Below are 25,142 nucleotides of genomic sequence, written 5' to 3'. Positions count from 1 at the left end.
CTTACGTGGAGGGCGCGTTGAGCAGCAACCCGTGGATCGTCGTCGGGGCCCTCGTGGTGACCACGTTCCTGATCAAAGGCGCCGGTTCGCTGGTGATGGGCGACCGTGAACTGCCCGGCTGGTTCCCCCGGTTCGTGGAGTATCTGACGCCCGCGTTGCTCGCCGTGCTGGTCGTCACCCAGTTGGTGGGCTCGGCGGGCGCGCACGGCCTGACCTTCGACGCCCGGCTCGCCGGATTCGGCGCGGCCCTCGTGGCCTGGCGGCTCAAGGCGCCGGTGCCGCTCGTCGTGCTGGTGGCGGCCGTGGTCACGGCGGCGGTGCGGGCGCTGAGCTGAGGTCGGCGCCGGCGCGCCGTACGGCGGCGGCCACCTCTTCGGCCTCCGCGAGGCCGGGCCGGTGCCCGGTGATCCGATGCAGCCGCAGCGTCCGCTCGACCGCCTGCGCGGCTTTGGTGTGCTGACCGAGCGCCAGGTGCACGCGGGCGAGCTCGGTCTGTGCCTCGCCTATGGCGAGCCTGAGCCCGGTCTGGCGTGCGGTGCTCAGCGCCCGCCGGGTGTACGCCAGGGCCTCGCGCTTGTCGCCGAGGTGTCGGTACACGGCGGCGAGCCCCACACAGGCCCCGGCCTCGGCCCGGCGGCACCCGGCCAGCTGGGCCGCTTCCAGGGCGCGACGGTGGTGGTCCAGGGCGCCGGGTACGTCGTCCAGGCGCAGCAGCACCGTACCGATCGTGTTGAGCGCGTCCGGCTCCACCAGACGGCGGCGGGTGCGGTGGGTGATGCTGAGCGCGTCGACGCCGTACTTGAGCGCGAGCCGGGGGTCGCCGGTGTCCCGGCACACCACCGCGAGGGCGTTGAGCGCGCCCTCCGCCGCGTACGTGGAGAGCAGCCTGCCGTCGGCGGCGAGGGCGCGGGTGAGCAGGAGATGTGCCTCGTCCGATGCGCCGAGCGCGTGGTGGACGGCGCCGAGGTTCCACAGGGCCAGCATCACCGTGTGCTGGTCCTGCGACACCTCGGCGCGTGCCAGGGCGTCGGTGAAGTGCTGCTGCGCCGCGACGAGGCGGCCCTGGTCGAGGCGGACCGAGCCGAGTACGACCAGCGCCCACGCCTCACCGGCGGGCTCGCCGCCTTCGCGGTAGAGGGCCAGGGCCCGTTCGGCGTCGCGGGAGGCCTGGCCGAGGGCGCCTTGCTCGCGACGGGAGGCGGCGAGCCCGAGCACCGCACCGGCCTGCTCCACCGGCAGTCCGGCCCGCGCGAACAGCGCGTCGGCGCGGTCGCTGTGCCGCAGCGCCTCGTCGTGCCGGGCCAGTTCCCACAGCACGTAACACAGGCTCCAGTGCATCACCGCCTGCGCGTGGTCGTCGCGCTCGGCCTCGGCGGCGCGCAGCCCGACGTGCGCGGCGCGCAGCCAGTCGGTGCGCCGGCCGTGCTCCATCAGATGGCCGTGCATGGCCAGGGCGGACCGCCAGGCGAAGAAGCGCGGCCCGTTCCGCAGCGCGTGCTGTGCACACGCCAGCAGGGCGGGCCGTTCGTCCTCCAGCCACACCAGCGCGGCGGTGGTACCGGGGAAGGTCAGGGGCGCGGTGGGGGAGCCGTCGGGCTCGGGCGGCTCGGCCGCGTACCAGGAGTAGAAAGTGCCGTAGAGCAGATGCGCGGCCTGCTCGGCGGTGCCCAGATACCAGGTGAGCAGGCGGGCGACGGCGCTCTCGCGCGTGGTGGCGCCGTCCTCCGCCTCGGCCCGTTCGCGGGCGAACAGGCGGACCAGGGCGTGCAGATGGAAGCGCCCGGGTCGATGCGTCTCCAGCAGACTGCGGGCGACGAGCCGGTCCAGGAGCCGGGCCGTGCCGGGCAGGGCGGTCCCGGCCAGGGCCGCGACGGCCGGGGCCGAGACCTCGGGGCCGGGGGTGAGGGCGAGCAACCGCAGCAGCTGCTGTTCCGGGGCGGGCAGGGACCGGTAGGAGAGCGCGAGGGCGCTGCGTACGCCGGTGTGCTGCTCCTGGTCGAGCGCGAGGTCGTCGAGGCGGTCGTCGCCGCGCAGCGCGCGCACGACCTCCGCGACGGACACGTACTGGTCGCCGATGAGATGCGCCGCCACGATCCGTACGGCCAACGGCAGATGGCCGCAGAGCCGGACGATTTCGGCGGCGGCCTCCGGCTCCTCCTGCACGCGGTCCGCGCCGATGACGCGGGCGAGCAGCGCGAGGGCCTCCTCCTCGCCGAAGACGGCCAGGTTCACCCGGTGCGCGTCGTGGAACGCGGTCAGACCCCGCAGATCGGTGCGGCTGGTGACGACGACGAAGCAGGTCGGGGAGCCGGGCAGCAGCGGGCGCACCTGTTCGAGCCCGGCAGCGTCGTCCAGCAGGATCAGCATGCGTTTGCCCGCCAGGAGCGAGCGGTACAGGGCGGTCTTCTCGTCCGTGCTCTCCGGCAGATGCCCGGTGCCGACCCCGAGCGCCCGAAGGAGCTGGGCCAGGGACTCGTCGGCCGTGGCCGGGGGATCGGGGGCGTGGCCGCGCAGGTTCGCGTAGAGCTGGCCGTCGGGGAAACGGTCGGCCACCCGGTGCATCCAGTGCACGGCCAGCGCGGTCTTGCCGACGCCCGCCATGCCGGAGACGGCGGAGATCACCAGTGTCTGCCCGGGTCCCGTGTCGTAATGGGACAGCAGAGCGTCGAGCTCACGCAGATAGGCGACCCGACCGGTGAAGCTGGCTATGTCGGGCGGGAGTTGGCGTGGAACAGGGCGTGGCGGCGCGGGCGGGGGCGCGGGCTCGGGGATGCGCGCGGTCTCCGGGCCGAGGGCGAGGCCGGGATCGCCGACCAGGACACGCTGATGGAGCTCCTTGAGCTGCCGCCCCGGCTCGATGCCGACTTCCGCATTGAGGAGCTGATAGAAATCGCGGTACGCGGCGAGGGCGTCCGCCTGGCGTCCCGAGCGGTACAGCGTCAGCATCAGCTGGTAGCGCAGCCGCTCGCGCAGCGGGAACTCGCTGACCAGCATGGTCAGTTCGGCCCCCGACTCCTCATGGCGGCCGAGCTCGATGAGCGCGTCGAGCCGGTCCTCCCTGGCCACCAGGCGCAGCTCTTCGAGGCGGTCGGCCTCGGCCAGCGCGAAGCTGCGGTCGCTGACCCCTTCGAGCGCGGCCCCGGTCCACAGGGCGAGCGCCTGGTCGAGCAGCCCGACGGCGGCCGAGGCGTCGGCGTCGGCCGCCGCCTTGCGGGCCTGATCGGTGAGATGGACGAAGTGCAGCGCGTCGACCTGCTCGTCCGTCACCTGCAAGGTGTAACTGGTGTTGCTCCGGGCGCCCGCGCTGACCAGCACCTCGAAGCCGGAGGTGGCGCGCCGGCCCGGCTCCAGGACGCGGCGCAGATGCATCACATGCGTACGCAGCGCACTGATCGCCCCGTCCGGCGCGTCACCCTCCCACAGGAGTTCGGCGAGCCGCGAGGTGCTGACGGGACGGCCCCGGGCGAGCGCGAGGGCCGCGAGGAGTGCGCGCTGCTGTGGCCCGAGGTCGATATGGCGGCCTTGGACTTCCACGCTCACCGGGCCCAGGAGGCAGATGCGCACCGACTCCTTCGGTGCCTGTTCCTCCTCGGGCCCCGAGGTGCGGCTCACACCATTGCCTCGGCTTCCGTGTTCCCTACTGCCCGTACCCGTACTGTGCGCTGTCGTTCCTTACGGCGGGTGTTCCGCGTTCCAGGTTCCCGCGCCGCACGGCCGGGTCGAGTATCGGCCCGGCGCCGAGGCCGGGCCGGTGCTCACCCGGGGCCGGTGACGAAGCGCCGGATTGTCCCGTCGGAGACCGAGAACTCCCACACTGTGTCGATGTCCCCCCAGATGTCGTTGTGGAAACGGGCGGTCATCGACAGACCGTCGGAGGACTCCCGCACCACCTCCATATGGGCGTGGGACGAGAAGAGCTCCCTCTCCACCCACGCGGCGAGGTCGCGTTCGGTTCCCACGTCGATCACGGTGGCGTCCTTGGCGAGGACGGACCAAAGGGCCTGCTGGTCCTGGGCGTTGATCGCGTCGACGAAGGCGCGTACGACCGGGTGGGACGGCATGTCGCGGGGGGTCATCTCACGTACCTCTCCTGGTAGGGGCGGCGACGGGCAGGCGGGTCAGCGGTCGGTCATGGCCAGGTGGAGGGCGTGGGTGTCCTCGAAGAGGTGATAGCGCACGATCTGTCCGTCGATGACGGTGGCATGGGCGGAGAACGGCGTGACCAGCGGTTTACCGGTGGCCTTCACGGTGTCCCGCAGATGGCCGATGATCACCCCGTGCTCGCCCTCGACCACGATGTGCGTGACGGTGAACTCCTCGGGCTTCAGGTGCTTGTGGAGCGTGGTGAAGAACTCCATGACCCCGGCCCGGCCGGTCCGCACTCCCGACCACGGCACGTCCGGGGAGCTCTGGGCGTCCCACACCACCGACTCGGCGCAGAGCTGAACCGCACCTTCCAGATCCCGCGCGGAGAGCCGGGCCAGATAGGCGTCGATCACACCGCGGGTGGACTGCGCGGCTCCGGCGGGGGACTGCGTGGACATCGCACCAACTCCTGCTCTCGTACGGTTCCTTGCCGTTCCATGGTCGTCGAGCTTCCAGTGTGGTGCGCCTGTGGCGGCGAGCGTAAACGCCGCCGCCTGTTTCTGGCCATGAGCCGGCGGCGGCGCGAACGGGAACGTACGTCAGAAGCGAACCCCGGCGGCCGTCAGTCCCATGCGTTGAACAGCACGCCACCCAGCGTGGCGACGCCGTGGTGGCGCACTTGCCGCCATTCGGCCTGGGACAGCGCTGAGGCATCCACGTCGGCGAGGGGCGTGGCCAGTTGTTCGCGTGACAGGACGACAAATCCCGCGGAGGTAAAGGAGTGGGCCCATGGTGGCGGGGAGAGGAATGCGTCCGTGTACCAGTCCCGACGTTCCATGACGAAAGCTATCCAAGGGTGATGAGCATGGCAGAGAATGACATTCTCGCCATCTACTGTGCCGTGGACCACCGATGCGGTGTGAAACGTCCGGGGGTACACCTGTTCCTCGATGTCGCCCACCCGACCTTCGGCGACCCTGGCGGCGGCATGCAAGGCGGTACGGAACGCCCGCTGATCTGTTTCCGGCAGCGCCCCGTCCCCCGGCTGGAAGAAGCCTGTCGCGCCCCGTGGCAGTGTGAATGCCGGGCGCTTCTTGTTGGCCATGTGGCTCATTGTGCCGAGGGGATCGGGTTGTTGTGTTGCCGGGGCGGTCTGATCTGCTGGGGCGTACTCAGGGCGACGGCGGCCCACCAGGACTGGCGGAGGCTCCAGTACCGGTTCCCCCACCCTGAGACGGCGGGACGGATTCCGGCTTGCGGACCATGAAGCTGGCTATCGTCCTCTTCATGCCTTCGCCGGGCTCCTGGACCAGGCGCGCGACGACGACGAGCCCGGCCTGGCCCAGCAGTTCCGTGATCCGGTCCGCCGGCAGCAGATGGGACTCGTAGGACACGGCATGGCCGCCGTGCCCCTGCGCAGGACGCAGACGTTCACCGTTTCCGACATAGCCGACGAGCATCAGATGCCCACCGGGCGCGAGCGCGCGGTGGAACTCGCCGAACACGACCGGCAGCAGCTCCGGTGGTGTGTGGTGAGTGGAGTAGTAGGCCAGAATGCCCCCGAGGGCTTCCGTGCCGATGTCGAGCCCGGTCATCGACCCCACCATGAACTGTAGTTCGGGATAAGCCTCTCGGGCCAGCTCGATCATCTTCGGCGACACGTCGACACCGAATGCCGACACCCCCAGCCCGGCCAGGTACGCCGTCACCTTGCCGGGCCCGCACCCGAGGTCCGCGACCGGCCCCCGGCCGGAGCCCCGTACGAGTTCGGCGAACGCGCCCAGCATCGCGCGCGACAAGGGATCCAACTCATCGGGATTCTTCACATGTGCGACATAGTCGACGGCGACGGTGTCGTACGACTCCCGGACGGCGGCGAGGTAGGAGGGCTCAGTCATGCGGCGAGGCTAGACGAGAGCACTGACAGACGGCGGCGGGAAAGCGGTTCCGGCGTACGGCCCGGGGCAGGCGGCATCGCGCAGCAGCGGTTGCAGTCCCGCACATTTGGTTGGCCTCCGAGCGGGCCTCGGCGCGTGGCGTGGACAGGATCCGCTGCAACATCTGGAAAGCCAGCACCAGTTCCATCAACGGTGCCGGGCGGTCGGCGACGGTGACTCTGAGCAGGTCGTCGTGCGTGCGGTGGATGCGCAGCCCATCACCGCCCCCGGCTGTCCGACGACGAACGGTTCAGCCCTCGCAGAAAGGATCGCGCCGATCCGTCGGCACCTGGAGCCTGTGGCGAGCCAAGCCAACCGAGTGCGAAAGCGGGAAACCGAATGGCCAAGCTGCTCGGGGACCACCTGCTCCGGATACAGCACGCAGGGCACCGCGACGTACCCCTCGAAGACGACTTCCGGTCGCGGCGGCCCGGCCAGCACCCGCCCACGGAACTGTCCGACACGCTCGGGTCGCCGGGACACGGGTGCAGTCAAACACGACGGCCGGAAGGTGTCAGTGGACGGTGTCGGGCATCAGCCCCTGGAGTAAGTAGATCTGCCCCAAGTGAGCGAAGCTGTCCGTGACCAGCCCGCGTAGGCGTTCCTCGACCGTATGGGCATTGCCCAGAGTGGGACTGACGACGACCCGGCTCAGATCGTTGTCGGGCGCTGTGGACAGGTATCGCTCCACCAGTTCGTGAACGGCACCGTGATAGGCCAGCAGTATGTCGCTTCCAGGGCTCTGGAAGCCCGCGGCCTGTGCCGTTGAATGGCCAAAACCGGTGTCGGACGGATCTGCCGGGCGATGACAGCGCCGCCCATCCGCCGGAGACCCAGACCTGAGGATCGCCGATCATCTCGGACACGTTCCGGTCCTGCCCCCTTGCGATGTGCCACGCGAGCCATCCCACGCTGTTGCCGGTCGGCGTCACCTTCCAGTCGAGCGACGCGCTCCCGGCCCCCTCCACCGACCCGGCGAGATCGCTCCGGACCCGCCGGAAGAGCCCCAACGTCATCCCCTGCCAGCCATTCGTGTCGGTCAACCTGCCGCCCGTCTCCCGCAGTTGCTGCTCCAGGACACCAACCATCCTCGCGGAGATCATCCGCCACAAGGGCGACTGGTCGCCAAACCCCCGGCGTGAGCCAGGGGAGTGCATCGCCACCCGCGCGCCCCACAACCCCGACCCTCCGCACCCCACGCGCCGGTTCGCGCCCTGATTGGGTGCTTCCGCTTCTGCGCATGGTGGTGCGGTGCATCGGGATACGAGGGACGTTCAGGTAGTGGTGGTCGGTGCGGGGTTCTCCGGGATCGGGGCTGCGATACGGCTGCGGCAGGAAGGTGTTCGGGACCTTCTCATATTGGAGAAGTCCCTTGATATTGGGGGGACTTGGCGGGACAACACCTACCCGGGGTGTGCGTGTGACGTTCCGTCCGTGCTCTACTGCTATTCGTTCGCCAAAAGTCCCGGATGGAGCAGAGTCTTCGCCGGGCAGCGCGAGATCCATACCTACCTCCGCGAGACCGTGGAACGGTGCGGGGTCGGTGACGTCCTGCGGTGCGGTGTCGACGTACAACAGGCGAGGTGGGATCAGGACGCCGGGCGATGGCGGCTGGAGACCTCGGACGGCGAGTACACCGCACGCGCGCTGGTGATGGCCACCGGCCCCTGGCATCGGCCGAGGTGGCCGGAGGTGCCGGGGCTCGACACGTTCCCGGGGCCGGTGTTCCACACCGCGCGGTGGGACCACTCCGTGGATCTCACCGGGCGGCGTGTGGCCGTGGTCGGCAGTGGGGCGTCCGCCGTGCAGGTCGTCCCGGCGATCGAGGAGCGCGCGGCGGCCGTACACGTATTCCAGCGCACGGCCCAATGGCTGCTGCCCAAACCCGACTTCACCCTGCCGAGCGCCCTGCGGCGGGGTCTCGCGCTGCGCGCCGTGCGGGCGGGGCAGTACGGGGTGCAGGAGGCGTTCGGATACGCCTTCCGGCATCCCCGGCTCGCGCGCCTGCTGCAAGTCGGCGGGCGGATGCACCTGCGGTTCGCGGTCCGGGACCGGAGATTACGGAAGGCGCTCACCCCGGACCACACGATCGGCTGCAAACGGCTGCTGTCGTCGAGCACGTACTATCCGGCGCTCGCCAAACCCCACGTCCACCTGCACAGCACTGCGGTCTCGGCCGTACGAGGCAGTCAACTCATCGGCACCGACGGCAGCTTGGCGGAGGTGGACGCCGTCGTCCTCGCCACCGGATTCCACATCGGCGAGCTGCCCCTGGCCCGGAGCGTCCACGGCGTCGACGGGCGTACGCTCCACGACGCCTGGCGGCACGGCCGCGAGGCCTACCTCGGCACCACCGTCAGCGGTTTCCCCAACCTCTTCCTCCTGCTCGGCCCCAACCTCCTCACCGGGGCATCGTCCGCCATCACCGTGCTGGAAGCGCAGCTCACCTATCTGTGTGCCGCGGTCCACCATCTGTCGGGCGTCACGTCCATGGACATCACGCCGGCAGCCCAGGCGCAGTACAACGCCGAGGTGCAGCAGGCGCTGCGCACGACCGTCTACAACACCGGCGGCTGCACCAGTTACTACTTCGGCCCCGACGGGCGGAACACGTTCTGCTGGCCCTGGTCCACCGGCCAACTCGTTCGCCGCCTGAGCCACTTCGACCCGACGGTCTACACGAACGGGAAGGAGCCCGTGAACGACCCGCCTCCGGCGACCTCGCCCGCGGCCGTATGACCAGGTCCTGCACGGCACTCGTGATGAGGAGAAAGCCGTTGGGGTGCAGGCCATGGCCGGGCCGACCGTCGGCTCAGGAGCGGTGGTGGGCTTCGGCGGTGGTCTTGAGGTCGGCGAGCCAGGCGTCGAGGCCCGGTGCGAGGTAGGTGAGGGAGGTGGCCGGGTCGGCCTCGATCTGCTTGCCGGTCCAGCTCTCCTCGGTGCGGACGAGGACGCCGCCCTTGACCTTGACGAAGTTCCAGACGTGGATGCCCTCGTCGATGCGCAGTCCGTCGCCGAGGGCGGGTCCGCTCCAGCGGATGCACCGGTTGTGCTGGATCTGCTGGACGGAGGAGGTGATGACGAGGGTGGTGGCGGGCGTCGTGGGTGTGGGGGGCGCCGGGGTGGTCCAGCGGAACTGTGATCCCATACGCAGCGGCCCCGGGTCCAGCCGCTTCGCGGAGGTGACGGACGCCTGCCAGGAGGGCCAGCCTTCGACGTCGGTGTGCAGCTTCCAGATGGTGCTCAGCGGTGCCTTGATGAAGGTCTCGGTCCGGTAGTGGATCTTGGCCGTGGGGTCGATGCCCTTGCCCTGACATGTCACCGCGCCGGGAGGCGTGGCGTGGCCGGCCGTCTCGTCGCGGACGGCGGTGGTGGCGTGGGCCGGTGCGGCGGTGGCGGTGCCGAGGAGTCCGGCGGCGGTCAGTAAGAGGGCGCCCAGGGCGGCGCGCGGCTTGGCCTGGCGCCGGGAAGGGCGTGGGGAGCCGGTGAGGGGCTGCGAGTTCGGCAGGTCCGGTGTGTTCGGCGAGGCGTACGGGCGGGTGTCGGTCATGACGTTTCTCCTCGTTCCTCGGCTGCTACGGAGGCTGTGCGTTAGCATTTCTTTCGATAGTTAGAAGCTATAACGACTCTAGCGTGAGCGTCAATAGGGAAAGTGAGACCCTCTAGCTAGACTTCGGTGGTGTCACACCGGCCGGGGAAGGGGCAGCTGATGACGGACCCGGATGGGCAGAGCCCGCGGGAGCGCTACCGGGCGCAGCTGCGCGCGGAGATCAAGCAGCACGCGTGGGAGCAGATCGCCGCAGCGGGAGTGCCGGCGCTGTCGCTCAACGCGATCGCCAAGCGGATGGGCATGAGCGGTCCCGCCCTGTACCGGTACTTCGCCAGTCGCGATGAGTTGATCACCGCGCTCATCCGCGACGCCTACCGAAGCCTCGCCGACACCGTCCGTACGGCATTCGACTCCGGTGCCGACCTGTTCGGGCTGGCAGGCGTCATCCGGGGATGGGCTCGCAGCGACCCGCAGCGGTACTTCCTCATCTACGGCACGCCCGTACCCGGCTATCACGCGCCCGACGACATCACCGCGATCTCCTCCGAGGTCATGACGGTGCTGCTCGAAGCGTGCGGTGCGCTGTCGGCGGGCAGTCCGGCGACGCCCTTCGACTCCCATCTGGAGAACCACCGCGAGTGGGCCGACGGCCATCCGGCGACAGCCGCGACGCTGCATCGCGCGCTGTCCTTCTGGACCCGTCTGCACGGTGTACTTTCGCTCGAACTCGCCGGCCACTTCACCGGGATGGCATTCGACCCCGAACTGCTGATCACCGAGGAAATGGAGACCCTGCCGCCTCGCTGACGAGATCCTCGGCCGGGGGGCGTTACTTTCCGCCGAGTGCCCGCTTCAGCTGGGCCTTGTCCATGGTGGAGCGGCCATGGATGTTGCGGCGCTGGGCCTCGGCGTAGAGCTGGTCGTAGGTCGGGCCCTGTGCGCCGGTGTGAGAGCGCTGTCCGCCTCGCTTGGACGACGACATGTCCTCGATGGAGCTCTTGCTGGCGGTCTTCGACTCGCCGGACCGGGCCCGCTCCTTGTTGACCGTCCTGGCGGCGATCTCCTTGGCGCGCTTTGTGCTCTCGCCGCGTTCTTCGGCGCTTTCCTTGATGTGCTCGTACTGACGCTCCCGCTTGGGGCTGGATCCGCGCGGCATTTCGACTCCTTGGCTACTTGAAGGCTTCGTGAAAGGACTGTGGGTTTACCTTCGACTCTTGCTGCTCACCCCGCAATTCGGGCGGCGGGCCGTCGGTGGCTTTAGGTTTACGAGTCATGCGCGGGCGACGAAGGACGGGTTCCCGTCGTGTGTCGATAGGCATCGAGGATGCGAGCGAACCGCTTTGCTCCACTGCCTCGGCAAGCGTGCGAGAAGTGTGCCCGACTGCCGCGGTGCTACTCGCTGCCCAGCCCGAGCGGCGGCGCGGCCTGGGCTTTGTGGTGGCCGGACCCGCCCAGATACCGCTCGGCGGCCGTCGCCGCCTCGCGCGCCGTTCGCTCTCCCATCAGCACGCACAGCGTGTACGCGGTGTCCTCGAAGCGTCTGCGCAGGCTCGCCTCATGGGGGTTCGCCAGTACGGAGCGCTCCTGCGCGCGGTAGTGGAAGAGCAGCCGGGCGAGGATGATCTTGTCGGGCAGCAGCATCGTGACCTCCTGGCCGTGGGCCGAGCGCACCCATCATGCCCACCCCCGGCCACCTTCGCGATCCGTGCGGTTGCGGGGAGTGATCGTCCCGCACCCCCGCATACCGCAGGCCGTACCGAGGGGTGGTTCACGCCACGCGCCGGGGCGTCTGGCGGTGCCGGGCGGCGTTCCGGCGCCGGACGCCCCACGCGGGTGGGGCATCGGCGCGGTGGTCCCGTACGGCGTGCAGGTGGCGCACGGGCGGCTCGGGCTGTGCGGAGTCCGGGGCACCGCCCTGTTCGGACTCGGAGACGCCGAATATCCGTTCTTCGTAACGGGCCAGACCGAGCACGACGCTCAGCATCAACGGCGGGAAGAGGACAGCCACGATGACCACGACGACTCCTCGAAGGTGGACGCGTCTGTCAGTTCGCGTAGCCCTCCACGCGCATCGGAAACACAGAATTCCGCGGCCGGTGCCGGAACCGGACGGCGGGGACGGGGGTGGGTATGTCAAACTCCGCCGTACGTAACGGTCCTCGCGGGACCGATCTCGCGGCGCAGCCGTTCGGCCAGTTGTCGGCCCCGCAGATCCAGTTCCTGCCGCCTGGCGTCGTCCCGGTCGTCGTCGCGGTCTTGCAGCCACTGGTTCATGGCGGCGTCGACGTCGTGCGCCCATTCGTATAGATCGTCCACGAGTTCGTCGGACAGACCGAGCGCGGCGGCCGGGTCGTCGGGAGCGAAGTCCTCGAAGCCGTCCGCGCGCAGCGGATACCACTTGTATTCGCCTTGGACGGTGATGTGCAGCGGATGCGGCGGGCTGCCGTGCGAGTCGAGCGTCCAGTGCAGGCGCCCGCACCCCCAGCACACGAACTTCGCCGTGTCGTGGCTCGCGTCCCAATAACGTACGACCCATGCGGGCCCGAGATGCGATGCGAGGGACTGCGCAAGCTCCACGCCCCGTTTCGCGTGCTTACGCAGCTCCGGGCGAGAGGCGAACCCGCCGGGCGGGAAGGCCCGCGACCAGGACGCCAACTGCTCCGCCGGCCGGCCGGGAAGCCCCAGGGCGGGGTCGTCGAGGGCGAGGGCGTGGGCGAACTCGGCGGGGTCTCCGTCGCCTTGGTCCTCCGCCGTGCACAAGGGAGAGCCTTCACCCTTGGCACGAACGACAAGGTGGCGCGGTTCGGGGGTGAGGCTCATGCGGGGTTTGCTCCGACGATGAATGCGATGAATCTGTTTGCGGCCCATCGGCATGGCTGGCCCGGCGGGACTTTCCGTTGAGGGACGTTCTCTCGGGGGGGGGGCTACCTCTGCGAGGCAAGCTCCTTCGGGCCGTACAGGGCAGCGGCCTCTCCGGCTATCAGAGCCCAGTAGCGGTCTCCGAAGGACCAATGCCACGATTCCGTGGGGTAGTTGACCAGCCCCACGGCTGTGAGTACACCGCCCAACAGCTTCCGGTTGGCGCGGGCCTCCTCGCTGATGTTCGTGGCGTGCGTGTAGCAGGCGCCGTCGCTTTCCTCCGGGTCCGCGTTCATCCGCGTGCCCAGGTCGAGTTCGCGCCCGTCGGCGTCGGCCAGGGTGAGGTCGACGGCCGCGCCGGCGCTGTGCGGAGCGATGTCGGGCGGCGATACGTAGCGGCTCGCCGCCGAGTGGACCTGGTCGGCGGACCAGTCGGGATGATCGGCCCGCAGCCGGTCCGCGTACTCCTCGAAGTACTCCCGTTGCAGGGACGGCGGCCGATACCCCTCGACGAACAGCAACCGCACGCCCTGCGGCAGCATCGCCTGCGCCTTCAACAACCGCTCAAGTACGCCTTCCCGCACGTATGCGAAGGCGTCCGCCGGGTCCTGCTTGCGTACGTCGACCAGCAACGAGCGGGATCCACGCACGTCGACGAGGCGTTCACCGCACTCCGCAACGGGTATGGCGGCGACCTTCGGATCCGACATCAAGACGATCTCAGTCATGGAGTGATCATGGCGCACAGCGCAGTGCGCGAGCTCAAGTGGTTGCACACTCACGGCCTCCAGTCGGCGACCGCGTCCAGGATCGTCCGGCATTGGCCGGGATCGTCCAAAGAGCTTCCCCGTGGGCGGGAGCAGTCGCAGAGTGCGCTGATGGAAGGAGAAAGGCAGCGAGATGTGCCTGCTCCGTCCGTATTCGCTATTCGCTCGTGGGGCCGGAGCCCGGGTGGTTCGTTGCCCGAGTGGGCCGGTTGTCCCGCAGGAGCCTGCATGGTGGCGATTGTGGGGCCGGGCCGCCTGGTCTCGCCAACCGACAGGGGGAGTCACGTATGTCCGTACGCAGGCGCGTTCGCGCCGCAGTCCTCGCCCTGGGGGTCCTCGCCTCCAGCCTCACGTTCGCCGCCACCGGTGCCACGGCGGCGCAGGCCGCCAGCTGTCTGAAGTTGCTCGGGCCGACCATCCCGATCAACAGTGGTCAGGGCCAGGTCGGTATCGTCTACCTCGGCTGGGACCCGTGCGCCAGCCCGAAGAAGGTGTACGCCGAGGTCCACTTCTCCAACCCCGTCTCCGGGATCAGGGGCGAGCCCGCCACCGACATCGCCATCTACAACTCGACCGTCGGCACGATCAGGCACAACGCCTGGTACGACTACAACAGCTCGTTCTGGTCCTCCCCGCTGATCTCCATCTACTCGTACCCGTCCACGGACCGCCAGTACCAGGGTGGCTTCAACCTGAGCTGGGACAGCGGGGCCTACTGCGACGGCTCGACGGTGATGTGGAACTTCAGCAACGGCAGTTACGACGCGAGCACGGCGGGCGCGTGGTGCAACTTCTGACGAGGCGGTGAAGGAGTAGTCGGCGAACACCCCCGCTGGGCGGTGTTCGCCGGCTTGCCTCTGCCTTCTGTGCGAGCGCGAAGACTAGGTGACCGGCGCGGGCGGGACCGCGCGCTTTTGTCATCTCCCCGTACCGCAAGGGGAGTAGCGTTCTGAACGTCCAGGTTCAGAACGGAGCTTCAGCATGCCCGGTCCGAGTGACACCACAGCAGAGAACACCGCCGCTTTCCCGGAGCGCGTGCGCCGCGCACGGGAGCGCAGGGGAATGACCCGTGCTGCGGCCGCCGCACGAGTGGGCCGCTCCTACGAATGGTGGAAGGCGATCGAGACCGGTCGCCTGCGCATGCCGCGACTGCCCATGCTCGTCCGTATGGCCGATGTCCTCGATGTCTCGTCGCTCTCCGACCTCACCGGCGACGACCGCGTCACCGCATCCTCGTACTGCAATGTCGCGCACCCCGCGCTCCAGCGGGTGAAGGACGCGCTCACCTCGTACGCTCTCGGCGTTGGGGACGAGGAGCCGGAGACGCCCGAGGTGCTGACCGCTCGTGTGCGCCAGGCATGGCAGCTCTGGCACGGCATCGGGGACCACCGTACGCATGTGGCCGACGTGCTGCCCGCACTCCTCGGCGACCTCCAGCACGCGGCACGAGCCTGGGACGGCACCTCCCGGCGGCGCGTGCTTGTCCAACTGGCACAGGCGTACCACCTCACGCAGCTGTACCTCAGCTTCCAGCCCGCCCCCGAGCTGGTGATGCTCACCGGTGACCGGGCCATGGCCGCCGCGCAAGACGCCGACAGTCCGCACGCCATCGCGGCCGCTGCCTGGTACATGAACCATGTGTACCGCGATGCGGGAGAAGCCCACGAAGCGCGTGTCGAACTCGCCATGCTCGCAGCCGAATTGCTCGACAAGGACCGTAGTGAGGAGGACATGGCCCTCTGGGGGCTGCTGCACCTCGCTGCCGCCCTGTCGTATGCCAAGGTCGGGGAGGCCGGCAGCGCTGACCATTACTGGGACCAGGCCGACCACGCGGCGACCAAGCTCGGGACGCCGTATGCCCACCCTTGGCTGATCTTCGGTCGGGGCATGGTCGACGCCTACCGGTTGACCATCGACAACGACTTGCCCCGCAGCGGGCCGGCGGTGCGGGCGGCGGCCGGGCTGAGCCTGGAGGCGATGCCGTCGGCCACCCGACGTGGGTTCCACTCGATCGAGCAGGCCCGCGCCTACTCGCTGGCCGGAGAGGATGTTGCGACCGTGCACTTCCTCACCGAAGCCAACAAACTCAGCCCCGAGACCGCGCGCTTCAATATCTTCGCCCGGAGCACGGTGGCGGACCTCGTCGAGTCGGGCGCGACCGCGATCCGGCCGAGCGCGCGTGCGCTGGCTCGGGAATGGGGCGTCCGGGCCGCGTAGGTACAGGTTGTGCCCATGGTTGAGGGGGCATGGTTCGTACCCAAGACGTGAACGACATGCTCCTACGGTCGGTGGTGATCTGACACCCACCGGAGGAGCCTCCCCGTGTACGCCATCAGCATCGGAACCGGCAGGCCCGAAGCCGCCCCCGCCACCCGCGTCGCCCTCTACGCCTGCATCGCGGACGGCCGTGATCCCGACGACGTCATGGGCACACTGCGGGCGCACGCCAGGGCGAAGGGCTGGAGCGTTACGGCCGCCCTGTACGACCTCGGCCCGCTGGACCGGCCCAAGAGCGAACGCTCCGCCCTGACCCGGGTCACCCGCCTGTTGGAGGGCGGCGAGGCCGACGGGATCGTGATCCTCGACGAGACCCACCTCGCCACCACGCCGCTCGCCAGGGCGAAGCTCCGCAGCTGGCTCGACGGCCTCGGCGACGCGGCGTTCGTCGAGGCGGTGTCGTCATGACGAACCGGCACACCAACACCGACAGAGCCATCGCCGACTGGCTCGCCTCCGCATCCTCGGCGACTGCCGGCAGGCGGGCCGATCAGGCGTGGCCGGCGCCGTGTCCGCGCAGGTGGGCGGGGGTGCGGCTGACGCGGACCAAGTGGTCGAAGTCGACCGCCGCCCCGCGCAGCAGCAGGTCCACGACATCGGCCGCCGACGGGCGGGTTGTCGTCGTCTCGCCGAGGAGCGCCCGTTGGTACACGGAGGCGGCGAGCAGGTCGACGAGTACGTCGGGGTTCACGTCGGGGCGCAGGTCACCCCGCCCGACGGCCCGTTCGACGGCGGTGGTGGCCGCCTGTCGGCTCGGCAGTACGAGTACGTCGGTCAGCCGCCGGTGCAGTTCCGGGTCGCGGGCGCAGTCGGCGACCAGCGGTGCCAGGACCCCGCGCGGCAGCCGCTCGTGCAGCGCCTCGTCCAGGAGTCGCACGCTCTGCATCAGGTCGCAACGCGTGCAGTTGTTGTCCGGGACGGGCGGTACGGCCAGTATCGAGGCGAGCGCGTCGATGAGCAGGTCCTGGCGGCGGGGCCAGCGGCGGCGGATGGCCGCCTTGGTGGTGCCCGCCTGCGCCGCGACCCCTTCCATCGCGAAGCCCGAGTAGCCGTGGGTCCGCAGGATGTCCAGGGTGGCGGTCAGAACGGCGGCGTCGATCGCCGGGTCGCGCGGACGGCCCGTCGCGCTCACTCGGCGTCCTGCGGGTACCAGCGCAGCTCGACGGTGTTGCCCTCCGGGTCCTGGACGTAGACGGAGATGGCGGAGCCACGCGCGCCGAACCGCGGAACGGGACCGTCCAGGACGGTGAACACGCCGGAGTCGATGACCTCCTGCCAGTCCAGCGGGTCCACCACGAGGCAGATGTGGTCGACGTTGGACTCGCCGCGCGGCCGGTCGAACAGGTCGATGATCGTGTTCGCGTTGACCCGGACGGAGGGGAAGGGCACCTTCCCGGCCCGCCACTCCTCGACGCGGACCGGCTCCAGACCGAGCGGCCCGGTGTAGAAGTCCAGAGCGCGCTCGACGTCCTGGACGTTGAGGACGAGGTGGTCGAAGTCCTTGACACGCAGCATGGGGCGAGCCTTTCAGTTCCGTGAGGCGAGTTCCGGTCGGGTGGTCCGTTCGGAGTTTCGTTCCGAACCGGATCGGATCGTAACAGGGAAATGAGCTGTTGGGGAAGAGGTGCGTGCAGGAGGTGGTCAGCGTCCGTCGAGCACCCGACGGGCCAGGGTTCGTCCTCGGCGATCGTCGGCGTACCCGTCGAACAAGTCGATCCGTCACACGGCGCCCCACCCACCGCACTTGAATCTGACACCAATGTCAACTTCTACGGTACGGACATGACGCACACACCCATGAACCCCGGACTCCTCACCCCCACCCGCCTCGGCCCGCTGCACCTGCCCAACCGGCTGGTCATGGCCCCGCTCACCCGGAACCGGGCCGATGCCGACGGCGCCCCGGGGGCCCTGATGGCCACGTACTACGCGCAGCGGGCCTCGGCGGGGCTGATCATCGCGGAGGGCACCACGCCGAACGCCGTGGGGCAGACGTACCCCAACATCCCCGGAATCCACAGCGCCGCGCACATCGCGGGATGGCGGCAGGTCACCGACGCGGTGCGTTCGGCGGGAGGGCGGATGTTCCTCCAGCTCCAGCACGGCGGCCGGGTCGGGCACCCGGACAACAGCGGCCTCATGCCGCTGGCTCCTTCGCCCGTAGCGCTCCCGGAGACCATCCACACACCCACCGGGCGCCAACCCTCCGTCGTGCCCCTCGCCATGACCGTCGAAGACATCCGCACGACCGTGGCCGACTTCGCCCAGGCAGCTCGCAACGCCGTCGAGGCGGGCTTCGCCGGGGTCGAGGTGCACGCGGCCAACGGCCAGCTTCTGCACCAGTTCATGGCGCAGAACACCAACCTCCGCAGCGACGACTACGGCGGCTCGGCCGCCGGCCGCGTGCGCTTCGTGGTCGAGGTGACCAGGGCCGTGGCCGACGCGATCGGGCCCGAGAGGACGGGCCTGCGGATCTCCCCGGCGAACACCGTCAACGGCATCGAGGAGGGCGACACCGAGCACATCTACCCCGCGCTCCTCGGTGAGCTCGCCGACCTCCAACTGGCCTATCTGCACCTTGAGTTCGCCGACCCCGACAGTGCGCTCTTCGCCGACATCCGCGACCGCTGGCCCGGCACGCTGATGGCCAACCCGAACCTGGGCTGGCCCGCCGCGATGCCCGCCGACGGCGGCCGGGACGCGGGCGAACGTCTGCTGGCCGCAGGCGCCGACCTGATCTCGCTGGGCCGCGCCTTCCTCGCCAACCCCGACCTCGTGGAACGCCTCCGGATCGGCGCGCCCCTCAACCAGGTACGGGACAAGTACACGATGTACGTGGGCGGTTCGACGGGCTACACCGACTACCCCACGCTGGGTGCGTCCGACGGACGGTCGCTCACGCCGCAACGTGCGGCGGCTTGAGGTTCGGCGCTCATCGGAACGCGTCCACGCGGGTGAGCTCGCTGGAGAGGTCCCAGAGCCGGGCTGCTGCGTCGGGGTCGGTGACCCATGGTTTGACGCCTCCGATCAGCATGTCGTCCGTCATGGCCGGTTCGGCGATGTCGCAGTCCTGGCAGTAGGCCCCTCCGTGGTCTTCGAGCAGGGGAGACGTCGCCGCCCACACGGCGGTCGCCGCGCCCTGCGCCGGGGTCTTGAAACCCTCAGCGGGCTCACCCTCCGGTGTCACCCAGCCCTGTACGAGCCACTCCTCGCGCGGGATATGGCGCTGCAACGGTGTGAGGATGCTGCCCGGGTGCACAGCGAAGGCGCGCAGGCGGGGGCCGGAGCCCGATCCGGGCTTTCCAGGGTTTCCGAGGTTGTCGAGATGGAGAGCGAAGAGGGCATTGGCGGTCTTGGACTGGGCGTAGGCCAGCCAGCGGTCGTAGCCGGTACGGAAGTGGATGTCGCTCCAGCGGATGTCGGACAGGAAGTGCCCGGACGACGCTACGGAGACGACTCGGGTTCCACTGGGGCTGACGGCCGGACGAAGGTGGTTGACGAGGGCGAAGTGACCGAGGTGGTTGATCGCGAAGTGTCCCTCCCAGCCGGGTCCGACACGGGTTTCGGGGCAGGCCATCACACCGGCGCCGTTGATGAGGATGTCGAGGGTGCGGCCGGTCTCCAGGAACCGTTCGCAGAAGGCCCGGACGCTCTCCAGGTCCGCCAGATCGAGCCCATGGACCTCCGTCCGGGGGATGCCGCGCAGGGCGTCCCAGGCGACGGAGGGCCGACGGGCGGGAACGATGACATGCGCTCCCGCGCGGGCCAGCGCGCGGGTGGTTTCCAGCCCGAGCCCGGAGTAACCGCCCGTGACCAGGGCGGTGGTGCCCGTCAGATCGGTTCCGGCGAGAACGTCGTCGGCCGTGCTGTGGGCACCGAATCCGGTGCTGAGCTTCCGCTGCTTCGTATGCCTCGTCTGCTTGGTAGTCATGCCGACGACGCTAAAATCTAGAGCGCACGCTAGGTCAAACTATGGTGGCTGTCATGAGCAAGGAACCGGGCGGCCTGCCCATCGGGAAGGTCGCGGAACTGACCGGGCTGAGTGTGCACGCTTTGCGGTTCTTCGAACGCGAGGGCCTGTTCCTGCGGGAGATTCCGCGCTCCGGGGGAGGCCAACGCGTCTACGAGCAGGCGGATGTGGACTGGCTCGCGCTGTGCGGCCGGTTGCGCGACTCGGGGATGCCGATCGCCACCGTCAAAGCGTTCGCGGAACTGGTCCGATCGGGGCCGGGCAATGAGCACGAACGCCTCACGCTGCTGCGGGAGCACGAGCAGAACGTGCGCACCAGGATTGACGACTTGAACACCAGCCTGAAGGTGATTCAGGGCAAGGTCACCACGTACGAACAGCACCTGCGCGATGGGACGGCTGCGGGGCTGTGGTCCCCAGTACCCTCGCGCTGACGTGCTCGTTCTCTGTCACCCGGCCACCGCCGCCCTGGTGCGCGCGTTCACAGGTCGCACCAGGCGATGCTCCCCTCCACCAGGCTGCCGAGAACCAGCCGCCCGTCGCGCTGGGCCACGCCGGTCGCCATACGGTACTGACGCCCCCGCCCTCGTAGTTCGCGCACCACCTGGCCGTTGACGTCGACCTCGACCACGCGCGCGGCGCGAGGTGGCGGGGCCGGCAGGCGGCGGGCCGCGGCGGCCGCGGCCCGGCGTACTCGGGGTGCGGTGCGATGCAGCCACTCCAGGGGTGGCATACGCGGTCCGGCGAGCGCGACCCAGAAGCCTCCGCCGGGACTGCGTGACAGGTTGTCAGGAAAGCCCGGCAGGTCGGCGGTCAGGGTGTCGCGCCGACCTGCGTCGGGGCCGGTCAGCCGCAGCCGGGTGAGCCGCCACGCGCCGGTCTCCGCCACCACGACGTACGACTCGTCGGGCGCGAGCGCCACCCCGTTCGCGAACTGCAGCCTGTCGAGCAGGACTTCGGGTTCACCCCCAGGCGCCAGTCGTACGAGAAGTCCAGTGGGTTGGTGCTCGACGATGTCGGAGAGCCAGTCGTCCAGCCCGTAACGGTGGCTGGAGACGGTGAAGTAGACCGTGCCGTCCGAGGCCGCGACCACGTTGCTGCAGAACCGCAAGGGTTTCCCGGCCACCGAGTCCGCCAGCACCTCGACGCCATGGTCGCCGTCGTCGGGATCGAGCCGGAGCAGTCCGAGCTCCGCGTCGCATACCAAAAGCCGCCCGTCGGGCAGGACGTCGAGCCCGAGGGGCCGCCCTTCCGTCCGGCCGACCTCCCGTACGACGGCGGGGTGATCGGGATGGTCCCGCTGGGGCAGCTCGATCCGCAGGATGCGCCCGTCCGCGACACCGGTCAGCACCCGTCCGGAGTTGTCGAAGACAACGTCTTCGGGGCCTGTGCCGCCGAGTTCGACGAGGCGGAGGGGAGGCAGCGGGGCACGGACAGCTGGGGTGCGGTTCACGCGGTGTTCCGCGTGCGGTGGGTTCGTAGGCAGCGACGCATTGCCTCAGCGTAGGGAAGTGCTGCGCTGAGGGCGATGGTTGGGGTCAGCGTGGCTGGACAGCGCGCAGGGCGGGGCCTGTCGCGCAGGTCCGGTCGCTCCATAGGTTCCGGACGCGCGTCATGGCCGGTAGTAGTCGTCGATGGGTGCGCGTGCCTCGTCGAACAGGGCCGGGCCCTCCTGCGCAACCGTCGGCCAGGCGCCGGACTTCGGGTTGAGCTCGATGAGTTGGTCGGTGGAGAGCGCGTAGACGACACGGCCGAGTCCGGAGCGGATGATGCCGCCGGCGCACATGGTGCACGGCTGGCAGCTGGTGTACATGGTGGTGCGTTCGGCGGTGTGAGGGTCGAGTTCGCGGGCGGCCCAGCGGGCGAGCTTCAGCTCCGGGTGGGCGCTGATGTCGTTGTCGCGCCGCACCGTGTTGTGGGCCTCGGCGAGGATCGTGCCGTCGGGACCCGCCAGCAGGGAGCCGTACGGAGCATCGCCGAGGGTGATGGCGCGGGCCGCGATGCCGATCGCGCGCCGCAGGAGGTCCTCGTCGACAGGGGTGATCACGATGCTGTCCTCCAGTGTGTGGCCACGGCCGTGAGCGCCTGCCAGGCCGCCGAGTGGGGCTCCCCGTCGCGCAGCACGCCGGGCTCGGTGCCGAGCTCGAAGGTCCGTACGGTGAAGCCAAGTTGCATGATCGGAGACTATCCGGGCGATCGGGTGTCAATGAACGGACTTCTCCCGGCAGTCTTGACCTTGCTCCGTCAATTTCCCGGTAATCTCGCGATATGACCGTGAATCTCGACGACGTCGACTGGGCGATCATCGACCAGTTGCAACAGGAAGCACGTATCTCCCTCAGCGAGTTGGGGCGGCGCGTGAGCCTCAGCCCGTCGGCGACCACGGAACGGGTGCGGCAGTTGGAGGCGATCGGCGTCATCTCCGGCTACCACGCAGTGGTCGACCTGGCCAAGGTCGGATACCCCGTGCTCGCCCTCGTCCGGTTGAAGTACCCGGGCAACCACCACCAGCCGTTGCGCCGACTGCTCGCCGAGCGGCGGGAGATCCTGGAGTGCCTGCGTACCACCGGCGACGACTGTTACACCCTCAAGGTGGCCGCGACGTCCATGGGGCACCTGGAGACACTCATGGACGAGCTGGCCGGTTTCGGCAGTACGACCACCAGCGTCGTCTACAGCCAGACGCTGCCCTACCGAGGACCCGACCGGCCGTGACCGTCAACACCCTTACAGGATGGCGAAGTACAGCAGTATGGGGATGACGGTGATCAGCCCGGTCGCCGCCGATGTCCAGACGAGCCAGGTGAGTGGAACGCGGTTCAGCTTCGTGGACTTGTGCGGCGGGCCGGTTTCCTCCGCCAGACGCAGCCCCTGCGTATCACTGGTCCAGCGACGTCCTTGTGTGTCCGAGAACGCGAGGCTCGGGGCGATTTGAGGGGCCGTGGTTGTCGGCTGCGTATCGATGGAACCGAGCGTCTCCGGGAGCGGCACGCGCTGCTGGTCCCAGGGACGCAATTCGGGGAGCTCGCACAGATCCGAGTCCTGGTAGCGCACGACGACGTCGCTGATCCGCTCGGTCGCCCGATTGTCGATCACGCAGAGCGCGGTCATGTCGGCCGCCCCGACGGGGGACGTGAGATACGCGATCACTTCGCCGGCACGGATACGGGCCGCCAGGAGCTTGGTCCGGCGGGCGGCGACGCGTGCCAGTAGGAAGGAGAACATGGCCGAGGCGCCGCTGGTTAAAGCCACCACGACGGCGAAGGATTCAGCGTCCATGACTACCTGCCGATTGGTTTGGGGAGCTGGGCGTATCCCGTGTCTTCCAGTTGTCGACGAAGCTGATGAGTCCGTATGTGAGGAAGGCGAGCATGACGAGCGCGGCCAGGCCGCCGCCGACTCGTTTGCTCACTTTGGTCATCCCCAGAGGGTTCTTGTGCGGCACGTAGTCATGGACGGTACGGGGAGGGTCGATGGCCTTGCGTACGCGCTCGGCCACATGATGTTTGTGCCAGACCCTGCCCTGGCCGTCCTTGAAAATGATTCCCACGGGATAGCTGGTGAACCCTGGATCAATGCGGCGGAGTGTCAGATCCGCTTCCTCATGACGGGTTCCGGCATTGATCACGCTGATCGGATGCTGTGGCCGCCAGCGCGGCTGCACGACGATGACGTCATGGATCGCGTTCTGCGACTGGTTTATGATGACGTACTTGAGGTGGCAATATCCCGCAGGAGTCCCCGGCGAGCTCGCCGCGAGTTCAGCGCATGCGCTGATTCCCGCAATGTAACTTTGTTCCTGCGTCGCTCTGGTCCCCTTGTATATCTCCACGACGAATGGAACGACCGCGCTTACTGTGACAGCGAAGACCGATATGAGTAGCGCCCCCATCCTTCGGCAGTGTAGAGGCGAATGAGCCGGCCCGCAGGTTTTTGGCCACCTCGCTCCGGAGATATCGATTCTTCAGATCCGCTGTCGGTAAAGGATCTACGAGGCGTTGGAGCACGACCGACGGCCGTTGGCTGGGTGCCAACGGCCGTACGGTTGTGGCTGGTTGATTCAATGGGTCACCGGAGTACGCCGTGGACGGCCTCGGGGTCGGTGGGGGAGAGGGGAGTGGCGGCGGTGTGCTTGGCGGTGAGCGCCGGGGTCGGGGTCACGTAGGTGGGGGTCGGGTCAGCCTCGGGGGCACAGGTCTTGGCGATGCGGCCCTTGCCCTTGGGGAGGCTGCCGTCGCGGAGATAGGAGGTGAAGGTGTCGTCGAGGCACGCGTTGCCGTGGAAGAGGATCTCGTGGAAGCTGCCGCCGTTCTGGACGACCAGCTTCGAGCCGGGCAGCGCGTCGTGCATGGCCAGCCCGCCCTGGTACGGGGTGGCGGCGTCCTCGGTGGCCTGGAAGAGCAGGACGGGCGGCAGGCCCTTGCCGGTGATCTTCATCCGGCCCGCCTGGTTGCCCTGGTAGGGCCAGAACATGCAAGCGGCGTTGTACCACATGTTGTTGTACGTGTAGAAAGGCGCCTCGGCGTTGACCTTGGCCTGGTCCTTCTTCCAGAACTCCCAGTCGCGCGGCCAGGCGTTCTCGGTGCACTGGGCGGCGTTGTACGCGGGGAAGGTGCCGTCGTCGGAGCCGGGCGCCGCGTACTTGTTGTACGCGATGTTCAGCGGCTGGGTGTCGTGCTGGGTGAGATAGGCGGAGAGCACGGTGGCCATCCGGGGCCAGCGCAGGAAGTTGTACCCACCGCCGTAGAAGGTGTCCTCGAACTCGGCCGGGCCGATCTTGCCGGGGGCCGGGGAGGCGACCACAGGGTTGGTCCGCAGCGCGGACTCGACCTGGTCGTACGCCTTCTTCACCGCGGCGGCGTCCGTACCGAGGTGGTAGACCGAATCGGCCTTGGCCGTCCACGCCGCGAACGCGTCGAAGCGGCGCTGGTGTTCCTTGTCCTGCAGGATGTTGTGGTCGTACCAGCTGATGGTGGGGCCGACGATGCTGTCCAGCACCATCCGTCGTACGCGCGACGGGAAGAGCTGGCCGTAGGTGGAGCCCAGCGAGGTGCCCCAGGAGCCGCCGTAGAAGTTGATCTTCGGCGCTCCGAGCGCCCGGCGGATGCTGTCCATGTCGCGCGCGCTGTCGACGGTGGTCATGTGCGGCAGCAGCCAGGACCAGTCGGCGGCGCAGTCGGCGGCGTATCCGGCCGCCTTCGCCAGCCAGGCCTTCGAAGTGCCCTGGCTCACCTGGTAGTCGGGCCGCGCACCGTCGAGGTAGTGGGCGTCGCAGATGACATGGGGCTCGCTGGCGTTGGTCCCCCGCGGGTCGAAGCCGATCCAGTCGTACGTCGAGGCGACGTCCTTCGGTATCTGCCCGGCGATGTAGGCGGGCATCCAGAGCCCTGAGTCCCCGGGGCCACCGGGGTTGAGCAGGATCGGGCCCTGCTGCTTGTCCTTGGGCGCGGTGGCGGGGAGCCGGTTCACCTTGATCTTGATCTTGCGCCCGTTCGGATGCGCGTAGTCCACCGGCACGTCGAGCATCGCGCACTGCAGCGCGGGCGTGGTGGTGTCGTTGCAGGAGCTCCAGACGAGCTTTCCCTGCCCGGTGTCCTCGTGGGATGTGGCGCCGGCGGATGCGGTGCCCGCGGACACTCCGGTGAGGGCTGCGACGGCCGTTGCGGCCGAGAGCAGGGCGATGACTTTTCTCATGG

At 69.1% G+C, this 25,142-nt stretch carries 30 protein-coding genes and 1 pseudogene; 9 read left to right on the top strand and 22 right to left on the bottom strand.

Features of this window, described 5'->3' with window-relative positions; genetic code table 11:
• The first annotated feature begins 17 nt into the window (after positions 1-17).
• The gene (locus BG418_RS11155) at positions 18-335 is read left to right on the top strand and encodes an AzlD domain-containing protein (RefSeq protein ID WP_188273595.1); all 318 of its coding nucleotides are present in this window, start codon (positions 18-20) and stop codon (positions 333-335) included.
• On the opposite strand, the gene BG418_RS11150 is transcribed toward BG418_RS11155, so the two are convergent.
• The 7 genes and pseudogenes from BG418_RS11150 to BG418_RS41135 form a co-directional block, all read right to left on the bottom strand.
• Positions 307-3,612, bottom strand: a complete 3,306-nt coding sequence (locus tag BG418_RS11150; protein WP_188273594.1) for a BTAD domain-containing putative transcriptional regulator — start codon at positions 3,610-3,612, stop codon at positions 307-309. The two genes, BG418_RS11155 and BG418_RS11150, sit on opposite strands and share 29 nt — an antisense overlap.
• Positions 3,613-3,755: 143 nt before the next feature.
• Complete coding sequence (locus BG418_RS11145) at positions 3,756-4,076, bottom strand: nuclear transport factor 2 family protein (RefSeq protein WP_188273593.1); 321 nt, start codon at positions 4,074-4,076, stop codon at positions 3,756-3,758.
• 42 nt (positions 4,077-4,118) lie between these two features.
• A complete protein-coding gene (locus BG418_RS11140; protein WP_188273592.1) occupies positions 4,119-4,544 on the bottom strand; it encodes a nuclear transport factor 2 family protein in 426 nt (141 codons plus the stop codon).
• A 164-nt stretch (positions 4,545-4,708) separates the two neighbouring features.
• Complete coding sequence (locus tag BG418_RS11135) at positions 4,709-5,191, bottom strand: hypothetical protein (RefSeq protein WP_317453609.1); 483 nt, start codon at positions 5,189-5,191, stop codon at positions 4,709-4,711.
• A 67-nt stretch (positions 5,192-5,258) separates the two neighbouring features.
• Positions 5,259-5,984, bottom strand: a complete 726-nt coding sequence (locus BG418_RS11130; RefSeq protein WP_188273590.1) for a trans-aconitate 2-methyltransferase — start codon at positions 5,982-5,984, stop codon at positions 5,259-5,261.
• A gap of 553 nt (positions 5,985-6,537) precedes the next feature.
• Entirely contained in the window at positions 6,538-6,870 is a 333-nt protein-coding gene (locus BG418_RS41140; RefSeq protein WP_398998449.1) for a DinB family protein, read from the bottom strand.
• A 34-nt stretch (positions 6,871-6,904) separates the two neighbouring features.
• Positions 6,905-7,039, bottom strand: a pseudogene (locus BG418_RS41135) (hypothetical protein); the annotation flags it as partial.
• A gap of 235 nt (positions 7,040-7,274) precedes the next feature.
• Here BG418_RS41135 and BG418_RS11120 point away from each other — a divergent pair.
• A complete protein-coding gene (locus BG418_RS11120) occupies positions 7,275-8,762 on the top strand; it encodes an NAD(P)/FAD-dependent oxidoreductase (RefSeq protein WP_188273588.1) in 1,488 nt (495 codons plus the stop codon).
• A 73-nt stretch (positions 8,763-8,835) separates the two neighbouring features.
• On the opposite strand, the gene BG418_RS11115 is transcribed toward BG418_RS11120, so the two are convergent.
• On the bottom strand, positions 8,836-9,573 hold the full coding sequence (locus tag BG418_RS11115; protein ID WP_188273587.1) for an SRPBCC family protein: 738 nt from the start codon (positions 9,571-9,573) through the stop codon (positions 8,836-8,838).
• A gap of 159 nt (positions 9,574-9,732) precedes the next feature.
• Between BG418_RS11115 and BG418_RS11110 the strand changes: the two genes are divergently transcribed.
• Positions 9,733-10,380, top strand: a complete 648-nt coding sequence (locus tag BG418_RS11110; RefSeq protein WP_188273586.1) for a TetR/AcrR family transcriptional regulator — start codon at positions 9,733-9,735, stop codon at positions 10,378-10,380.
• 22 nt (positions 10,381-10,402) lie between these two features.
• Here the strand turns inward: BG418_RS11110 and BG418_RS11105 are convergent, their stop codons facing one another.
• The 5 genes from BG418_RS11105 to BG418_RS11085 all read right to left on the bottom strand — a co-directional run bounded on the left by BG418_RS11105 (position 10,403) and on the right by BG418_RS11085 (position 13,160).
• Positions 10,403-10,729, bottom strand: a complete 327-nt coding sequence (locus BG418_RS11105) for a plasmid stabilization protein (RefSeq protein WP_188273585.1) — start codon at positions 10,727-10,729, stop codon at positions 10,403-10,405.
• A gap of 236 nt (positions 10,730-10,965) precedes the next feature.
• Positions 10,966-11,214, bottom strand: a complete 249-nt coding sequence (locus BG418_RS11100; RefSeq protein WP_188273584.1) for a DUF5133 domain-containing protein — start codon at positions 11,212-11,214, stop codon at positions 10,966-10,968.
• 127 nt (positions 11,215-11,341) lie between these two features.
• The gene (locus BG418_RS11095) at positions 11,342-11,590 is read right to left on the bottom strand and encodes a hypothetical protein (protein ID WP_188273583.1); all 249 of its coding nucleotides are present in this window, start codon (positions 11,588-11,590) and stop codon (positions 11,342-11,344) included.
• A gap of 116 nt (positions 11,591-11,706) precedes the next feature.
• Positions 11,707-12,333 carry a hypothetical protein gene (locus BG418_RS11090; protein ID WP_223184638.1) on the bottom strand — a complete coding sequence of 209 codons (627 nt, stop codon included), beginning with the start codon at positions 12,331-12,333 and terminating at the stop codon, positions 11,707-11,709.
• Between the two features lie 164 nt (positions 12,334-12,497).
• The gene (locus BG418_RS11085; RefSeq protein WP_188273581.1) at positions 12,498-13,160 is read right to left on the bottom strand and encodes a M15 family metallopeptidase; all 663 of its coding nucleotides are present in this window, start codon (positions 13,158-13,160) and stop codon (positions 12,498-12,500) included.
• 326 nt (positions 13,161-13,486) lie between these two features.
• On the opposite strand from BG418_RS11085, the gene BG418_RS11080 reads away from it, so the two are divergent.
• From BG418_RS11080 to BG418_RS11070, 3 genes are all read left to right on the top strand, one after another.
• On the top strand, positions 13,487-13,996 hold the full coding sequence (locus tag BG418_RS11080; RefSeq protein ID WP_188273580.1) for a hypothetical protein: 510 nt from the start codon (positions 13,487-13,489) through the stop codon (positions 13,994-13,996).
• A 184-nt stretch (positions 13,997-14,180) separates the two neighbouring features.
• A complete protein-coding gene (locus BG418_RS11075) occupies positions 14,181-15,416 on the top strand; it encodes a helix-turn-helix domain-containing protein (protein WP_188273579.1) in 1,236 nt (411 codons plus the stop codon).
• A gap of 105 nt (positions 15,417-15,521) precedes the next feature.
• A complete protein-coding gene (locus tag BG418_RS11070) occupies positions 15,522-15,884 on the top strand; it encodes a hypothetical protein (RefSeq protein ID WP_188273578.1) in 363 nt (120 codons plus the stop codon).
• A gap of 82 nt (positions 15,885-15,966) precedes the next feature.
• Here BG418_RS11070 and BG418_RS11065 read toward each other — a convergent pair whose 3' ends face one another.
• Positions 15,967-16,608 carry a TetR/AcrR family transcriptional regulator gene (locus tag BG418_RS11065; protein WP_317453608.1) on the bottom strand — a complete coding sequence of 214 codons (642 nt, stop codon included), beginning with the start codon at positions 16,606-16,608 and terminating at the stop codon, positions 15,967-15,969.
• Positions 16,605-16,991 (bottom strand): VOC family protein, encoded by a 387-nt coding sequence (locus BG418_RS11060; protein ID WP_188273577.1) that lies wholly within the window; start codon positions 16,989-16,991, stop codon positions 16,605-16,607. The genes BG418_RS11065 and BG418_RS11060 overlap by 4 nt, the downstream gene beginning before the upstream one ends.
• Positions 16,992-17,258: 267 nt before the next feature.
• On the opposite strand from BG418_RS11060, the gene BG418_RS11055 reads away from it, so the two are divergent.
• On the top strand, positions 17,259-18,398 hold the full coding sequence (locus BG418_RS11055; protein WP_188273576.1) for an alkene reductase: 1,140 nt from the start codon (positions 17,259-17,261) through the stop codon (positions 18,396-18,398).
• A 10-nt stretch (positions 18,399-18,408) separates the two neighbouring features.
• Here the strand turns inward: BG418_RS11055 and BG418_RS11050 are convergent, their stop codons facing one another.
• Positions 18,409-19,407 (bottom strand): SDR family NAD(P)-dependent oxidoreductase, encoded by a 999-nt coding sequence (locus tag BG418_RS11050; RefSeq protein ID WP_188273575.1) that lies wholly within the window; start codon positions 19,405-19,407, stop codon positions 18,409-18,411.
• 53 nt (positions 19,408-19,460) lie between these two features.
• Here BG418_RS11050 and BG418_RS11045 point away from each other — a divergent pair, with 53 nt between their 5' ends.
• Positions 19,461-19,880: a MerR family transcriptional regulator gene (locus BG418_RS11045; RefSeq protein WP_188273574.1), complete on the top strand. Its 420-nt coding sequence runs from the start codon at positions 19,461-19,463 to the stop codon at positions 19,878-19,880.
• A gap of 47 nt (positions 19,881-19,927) precedes the next feature.
• On the opposite strand, the gene BG418_RS11040 is transcribed toward BG418_RS11045, so the two are convergent.
• The 3 genes from BG418_RS11040 to BG418_RS40500 all read right to left on the bottom strand — a co-directional run bounded on the left by BG418_RS11040 (position 19,928) and on the right by BG418_RS40500 (position 21,621).
• A complete protein-coding gene (locus BG418_RS11040) occupies positions 19,928-20,899 on the bottom strand; it encodes an SMP-30/gluconolactonase/LRE family protein (RefSeq protein ID WP_317453607.1) in 972 nt (323 codons plus the stop codon).
• A gap of 159 nt (positions 20,900-21,058) precedes the next feature.
• Positions 21,059-21,493, bottom strand: a complete 435-nt coding sequence (locus BG418_RS11035) for a nucleoside deaminase (RefSeq protein WP_188273573.1) — start codon at positions 21,491-21,493, stop codon at positions 21,059-21,061.
• Positions 21,490-21,621, bottom strand: a complete 132-nt coding sequence (locus BG418_RS40500) for a hypothetical protein (protein WP_262928570.1) — start codon at positions 21,619-21,621, stop codon at positions 21,490-21,492. Before BG418_RS40500 ends, BG418_RS11035 begins: the two co-directional genes overlap by 4 nt.
• Before the next feature lie 93 nt (positions 21,622-21,714).
• On the opposite strand from BG418_RS40500, the gene BG418_RS11030 reads away from it, so the two are divergent.
• Positions 21,715-22,161, top strand: a complete 447-nt coding sequence (locus BG418_RS11030) for an Lrp/AsnC family transcriptional regulator (protein ID WP_188273572.1) — start codon at positions 21,715-21,717, stop codon at positions 22,159-22,161.
• A 12-nt stretch (positions 22,162-22,173) separates the two neighbouring features.
• On the opposite strand, the gene BG418_RS11025 is transcribed toward BG418_RS11030, so the two are convergent.
• The 3 genes from BG418_RS11025 to BG418_RS11015 form a co-directional block, all read right to left on the bottom strand.
• A complete protein-coding gene (locus tag BG418_RS11025; protein WP_188273571.1) occupies positions 22,174-22,725 on the bottom strand; it encodes a hypothetical protein in 552 nt (183 codons plus the stop codon).
• Positions 22,715-23,338 carry a hypothetical protein gene (locus BG418_RS11020; protein ID WP_188273570.1) on the bottom strand — a complete coding sequence of 208 codons (624 nt, stop codon included), beginning with the start codon at positions 23,336-23,338 and terminating at the stop codon, positions 22,715-22,717. Before BG418_RS11020 ends, BG418_RS11025 begins: the two co-directional genes overlap by 11 nt.
• A gap of 176 nt (positions 23,339-23,514) precedes the next feature.
• Complete coding sequence (locus BG418_RS11015) at positions 23,515-25,140, bottom strand: alpha/beta hydrolase (RefSeq protein ID WP_188273569.1); 1,626 nt, start codon at positions 25,138-25,140, stop codon at positions 23,515-23,517.
• Positions 25,141-25,142: the final 2 nt, after the last annotated feature.

The sequence above is a fragment of the Streptomyces sp. CBMA152 genome (assembly GCF_014596475.1).
Classification (GTDB): Bacteria; Actinomycetota; Actinomycetes; order Streptomycetales; family Streptomycetaceae; genus Streptomyces.
This window is presented reverse-complemented; position numbering and strand designations above follow the sequence as displayed.

Excerpts from the sequence above, each read along its gene's own strand:
- BG418_RS11145 (WP_188273593.1), bottom strand. The coding sequence starts at position 4,076 with ATGACCCCCCGCGACATGCCGTCCCACCCGGTCGTACGCGCCTTCGTC.
- BG418_RS11140 (WP_188273592.1), bottom strand. The coding sequence starts at position 4,544 with ATGTCCACGCAGTCCCCCGCCGGAGCCGCGCAGTCCACCCGCGGTGTG.
- BG418_RS11135 (WP_317453609.1), bottom strand. The coding sequence starts at position 5,191 with ATGGCCAACAAGAAGCGCCCGGCATTCACACTGCCACGGGGCGCGACA.
- BG418_RS11130 (WP_188273590.1), bottom strand. The coding sequence starts at position 5,984 with ATGACTGAGCCCTCCTACCTCGCCGCCGTCCGGGAGTCGTACGACACC.
- BG418_RS11115 (WP_188273587.1), bottom strand. The coding sequence starts at position 9,573 with ATGACCGACACCCGCCCGTACGCCTCGCCGAACACACCGGACCTGCCG.
- BG418_RS11110 (WP_188273586.1), top strand. The coding sequence starts at position 9,733 with ATGACGGACCCGGATGGGCAGAGCCCGCGGGAGCGCTACCGGGCGCAG.
- BG418_RS11105 (WP_188273585.1), bottom strand. The coding sequence starts at position 10,729 with ATGCCGCGCGGATCCAGCCCCAAGCGGGAGCGTCAGTACGAGCACATC.
- BG418_RS11100 (WP_188273584.1), bottom strand. The coding sequence starts at position 11,214 with ATGCTGCTGCCCGACAAGATCATCCTCGCCCGGCTGCTCTTCCACTAC.
- BG418_RS11085 (WP_188273581.1), bottom strand. The coding sequence starts at position 13,160 with ATGACTGAGATCGTCTTGATGTCGGATCCGAAGGTCGCCGCCATACCC.
- BG418_RS11080 (WP_188273580.1), top strand. The coding sequence starts at position 13,487 with ATGTCCGTACGCAGGCGCGTTCGCGCCGCAGTCCTCGCCCTGGGGGTC.
- BG418_RS11075 (WP_188273579.1), top strand. The coding sequence starts at position 14,181 with ATGCCCGGTCCGAGTGACACCACAGCAGAGAACACCGCCGCTTTCCCG.
- BG418_RS11060 (WP_188273577.1), bottom strand. The coding sequence starts at position 16,991 with ATGCTGCGTGTCAAGGACTTCGACCACCTCGTCCTCAACGTCCAGGAC.
- BG418_RS11055 (WP_188273576.1), top strand. The coding sequence starts at position 17,259 with ATGACGCACACACCCATGAACCCCGGACTCCTCACCCCCACCCGCCTC.
- BG418_RS11050 (WP_188273575.1), bottom strand. The coding sequence starts at position 19,407 with ATGACTACCAAGCAGACGAGGCATACGAAGCAGCGGAAGCTCAGCACC.
- BG418_RS11045 (WP_188273574.1), top strand. The coding sequence starts at position 19,461 with ATGAGCAAGGAACCGGGCGGCCTGCCCATCGGGAAGGTCGCGGAACTG.
- BG418_RS40500 (WP_262928570.1), bottom strand. The coding sequence starts at position 21,621 with ATGCAACTTGGCTTCACCGTACGGACCTTCGAGCTCGGCACCGAGCCC.
- BG418_RS11030 (WP_188273572.1), top strand. The coding sequence starts at position 21,715 with ATGACCGTGAATCTCGACGACGTCGACTGGGCGATCATCGACCAGTTG.
- BG418_RS11025 (WP_188273571.1), bottom strand. The coding sequence starts at position 22,725 with ATGGACGCTGAATCCTTCGCCGTCGTGGTGGCTTTAACCAGCGGCGCC.
- BG418_RS11020 (WP_188273570.1), bottom strand. The coding sequence starts at position 23,338 with ATGGGGGCGCTACTCATATCGGTCTTCGCTGTCACAGTAAGCGCGGTC.
- BG418_RS11015 (WP_188273569.1), bottom strand. The coding sequence starts at position 25,140 with ATGAGAAAAGTCATCGCCCTGCTCTCGGCCGCAACGGCCGTCGCAGCC.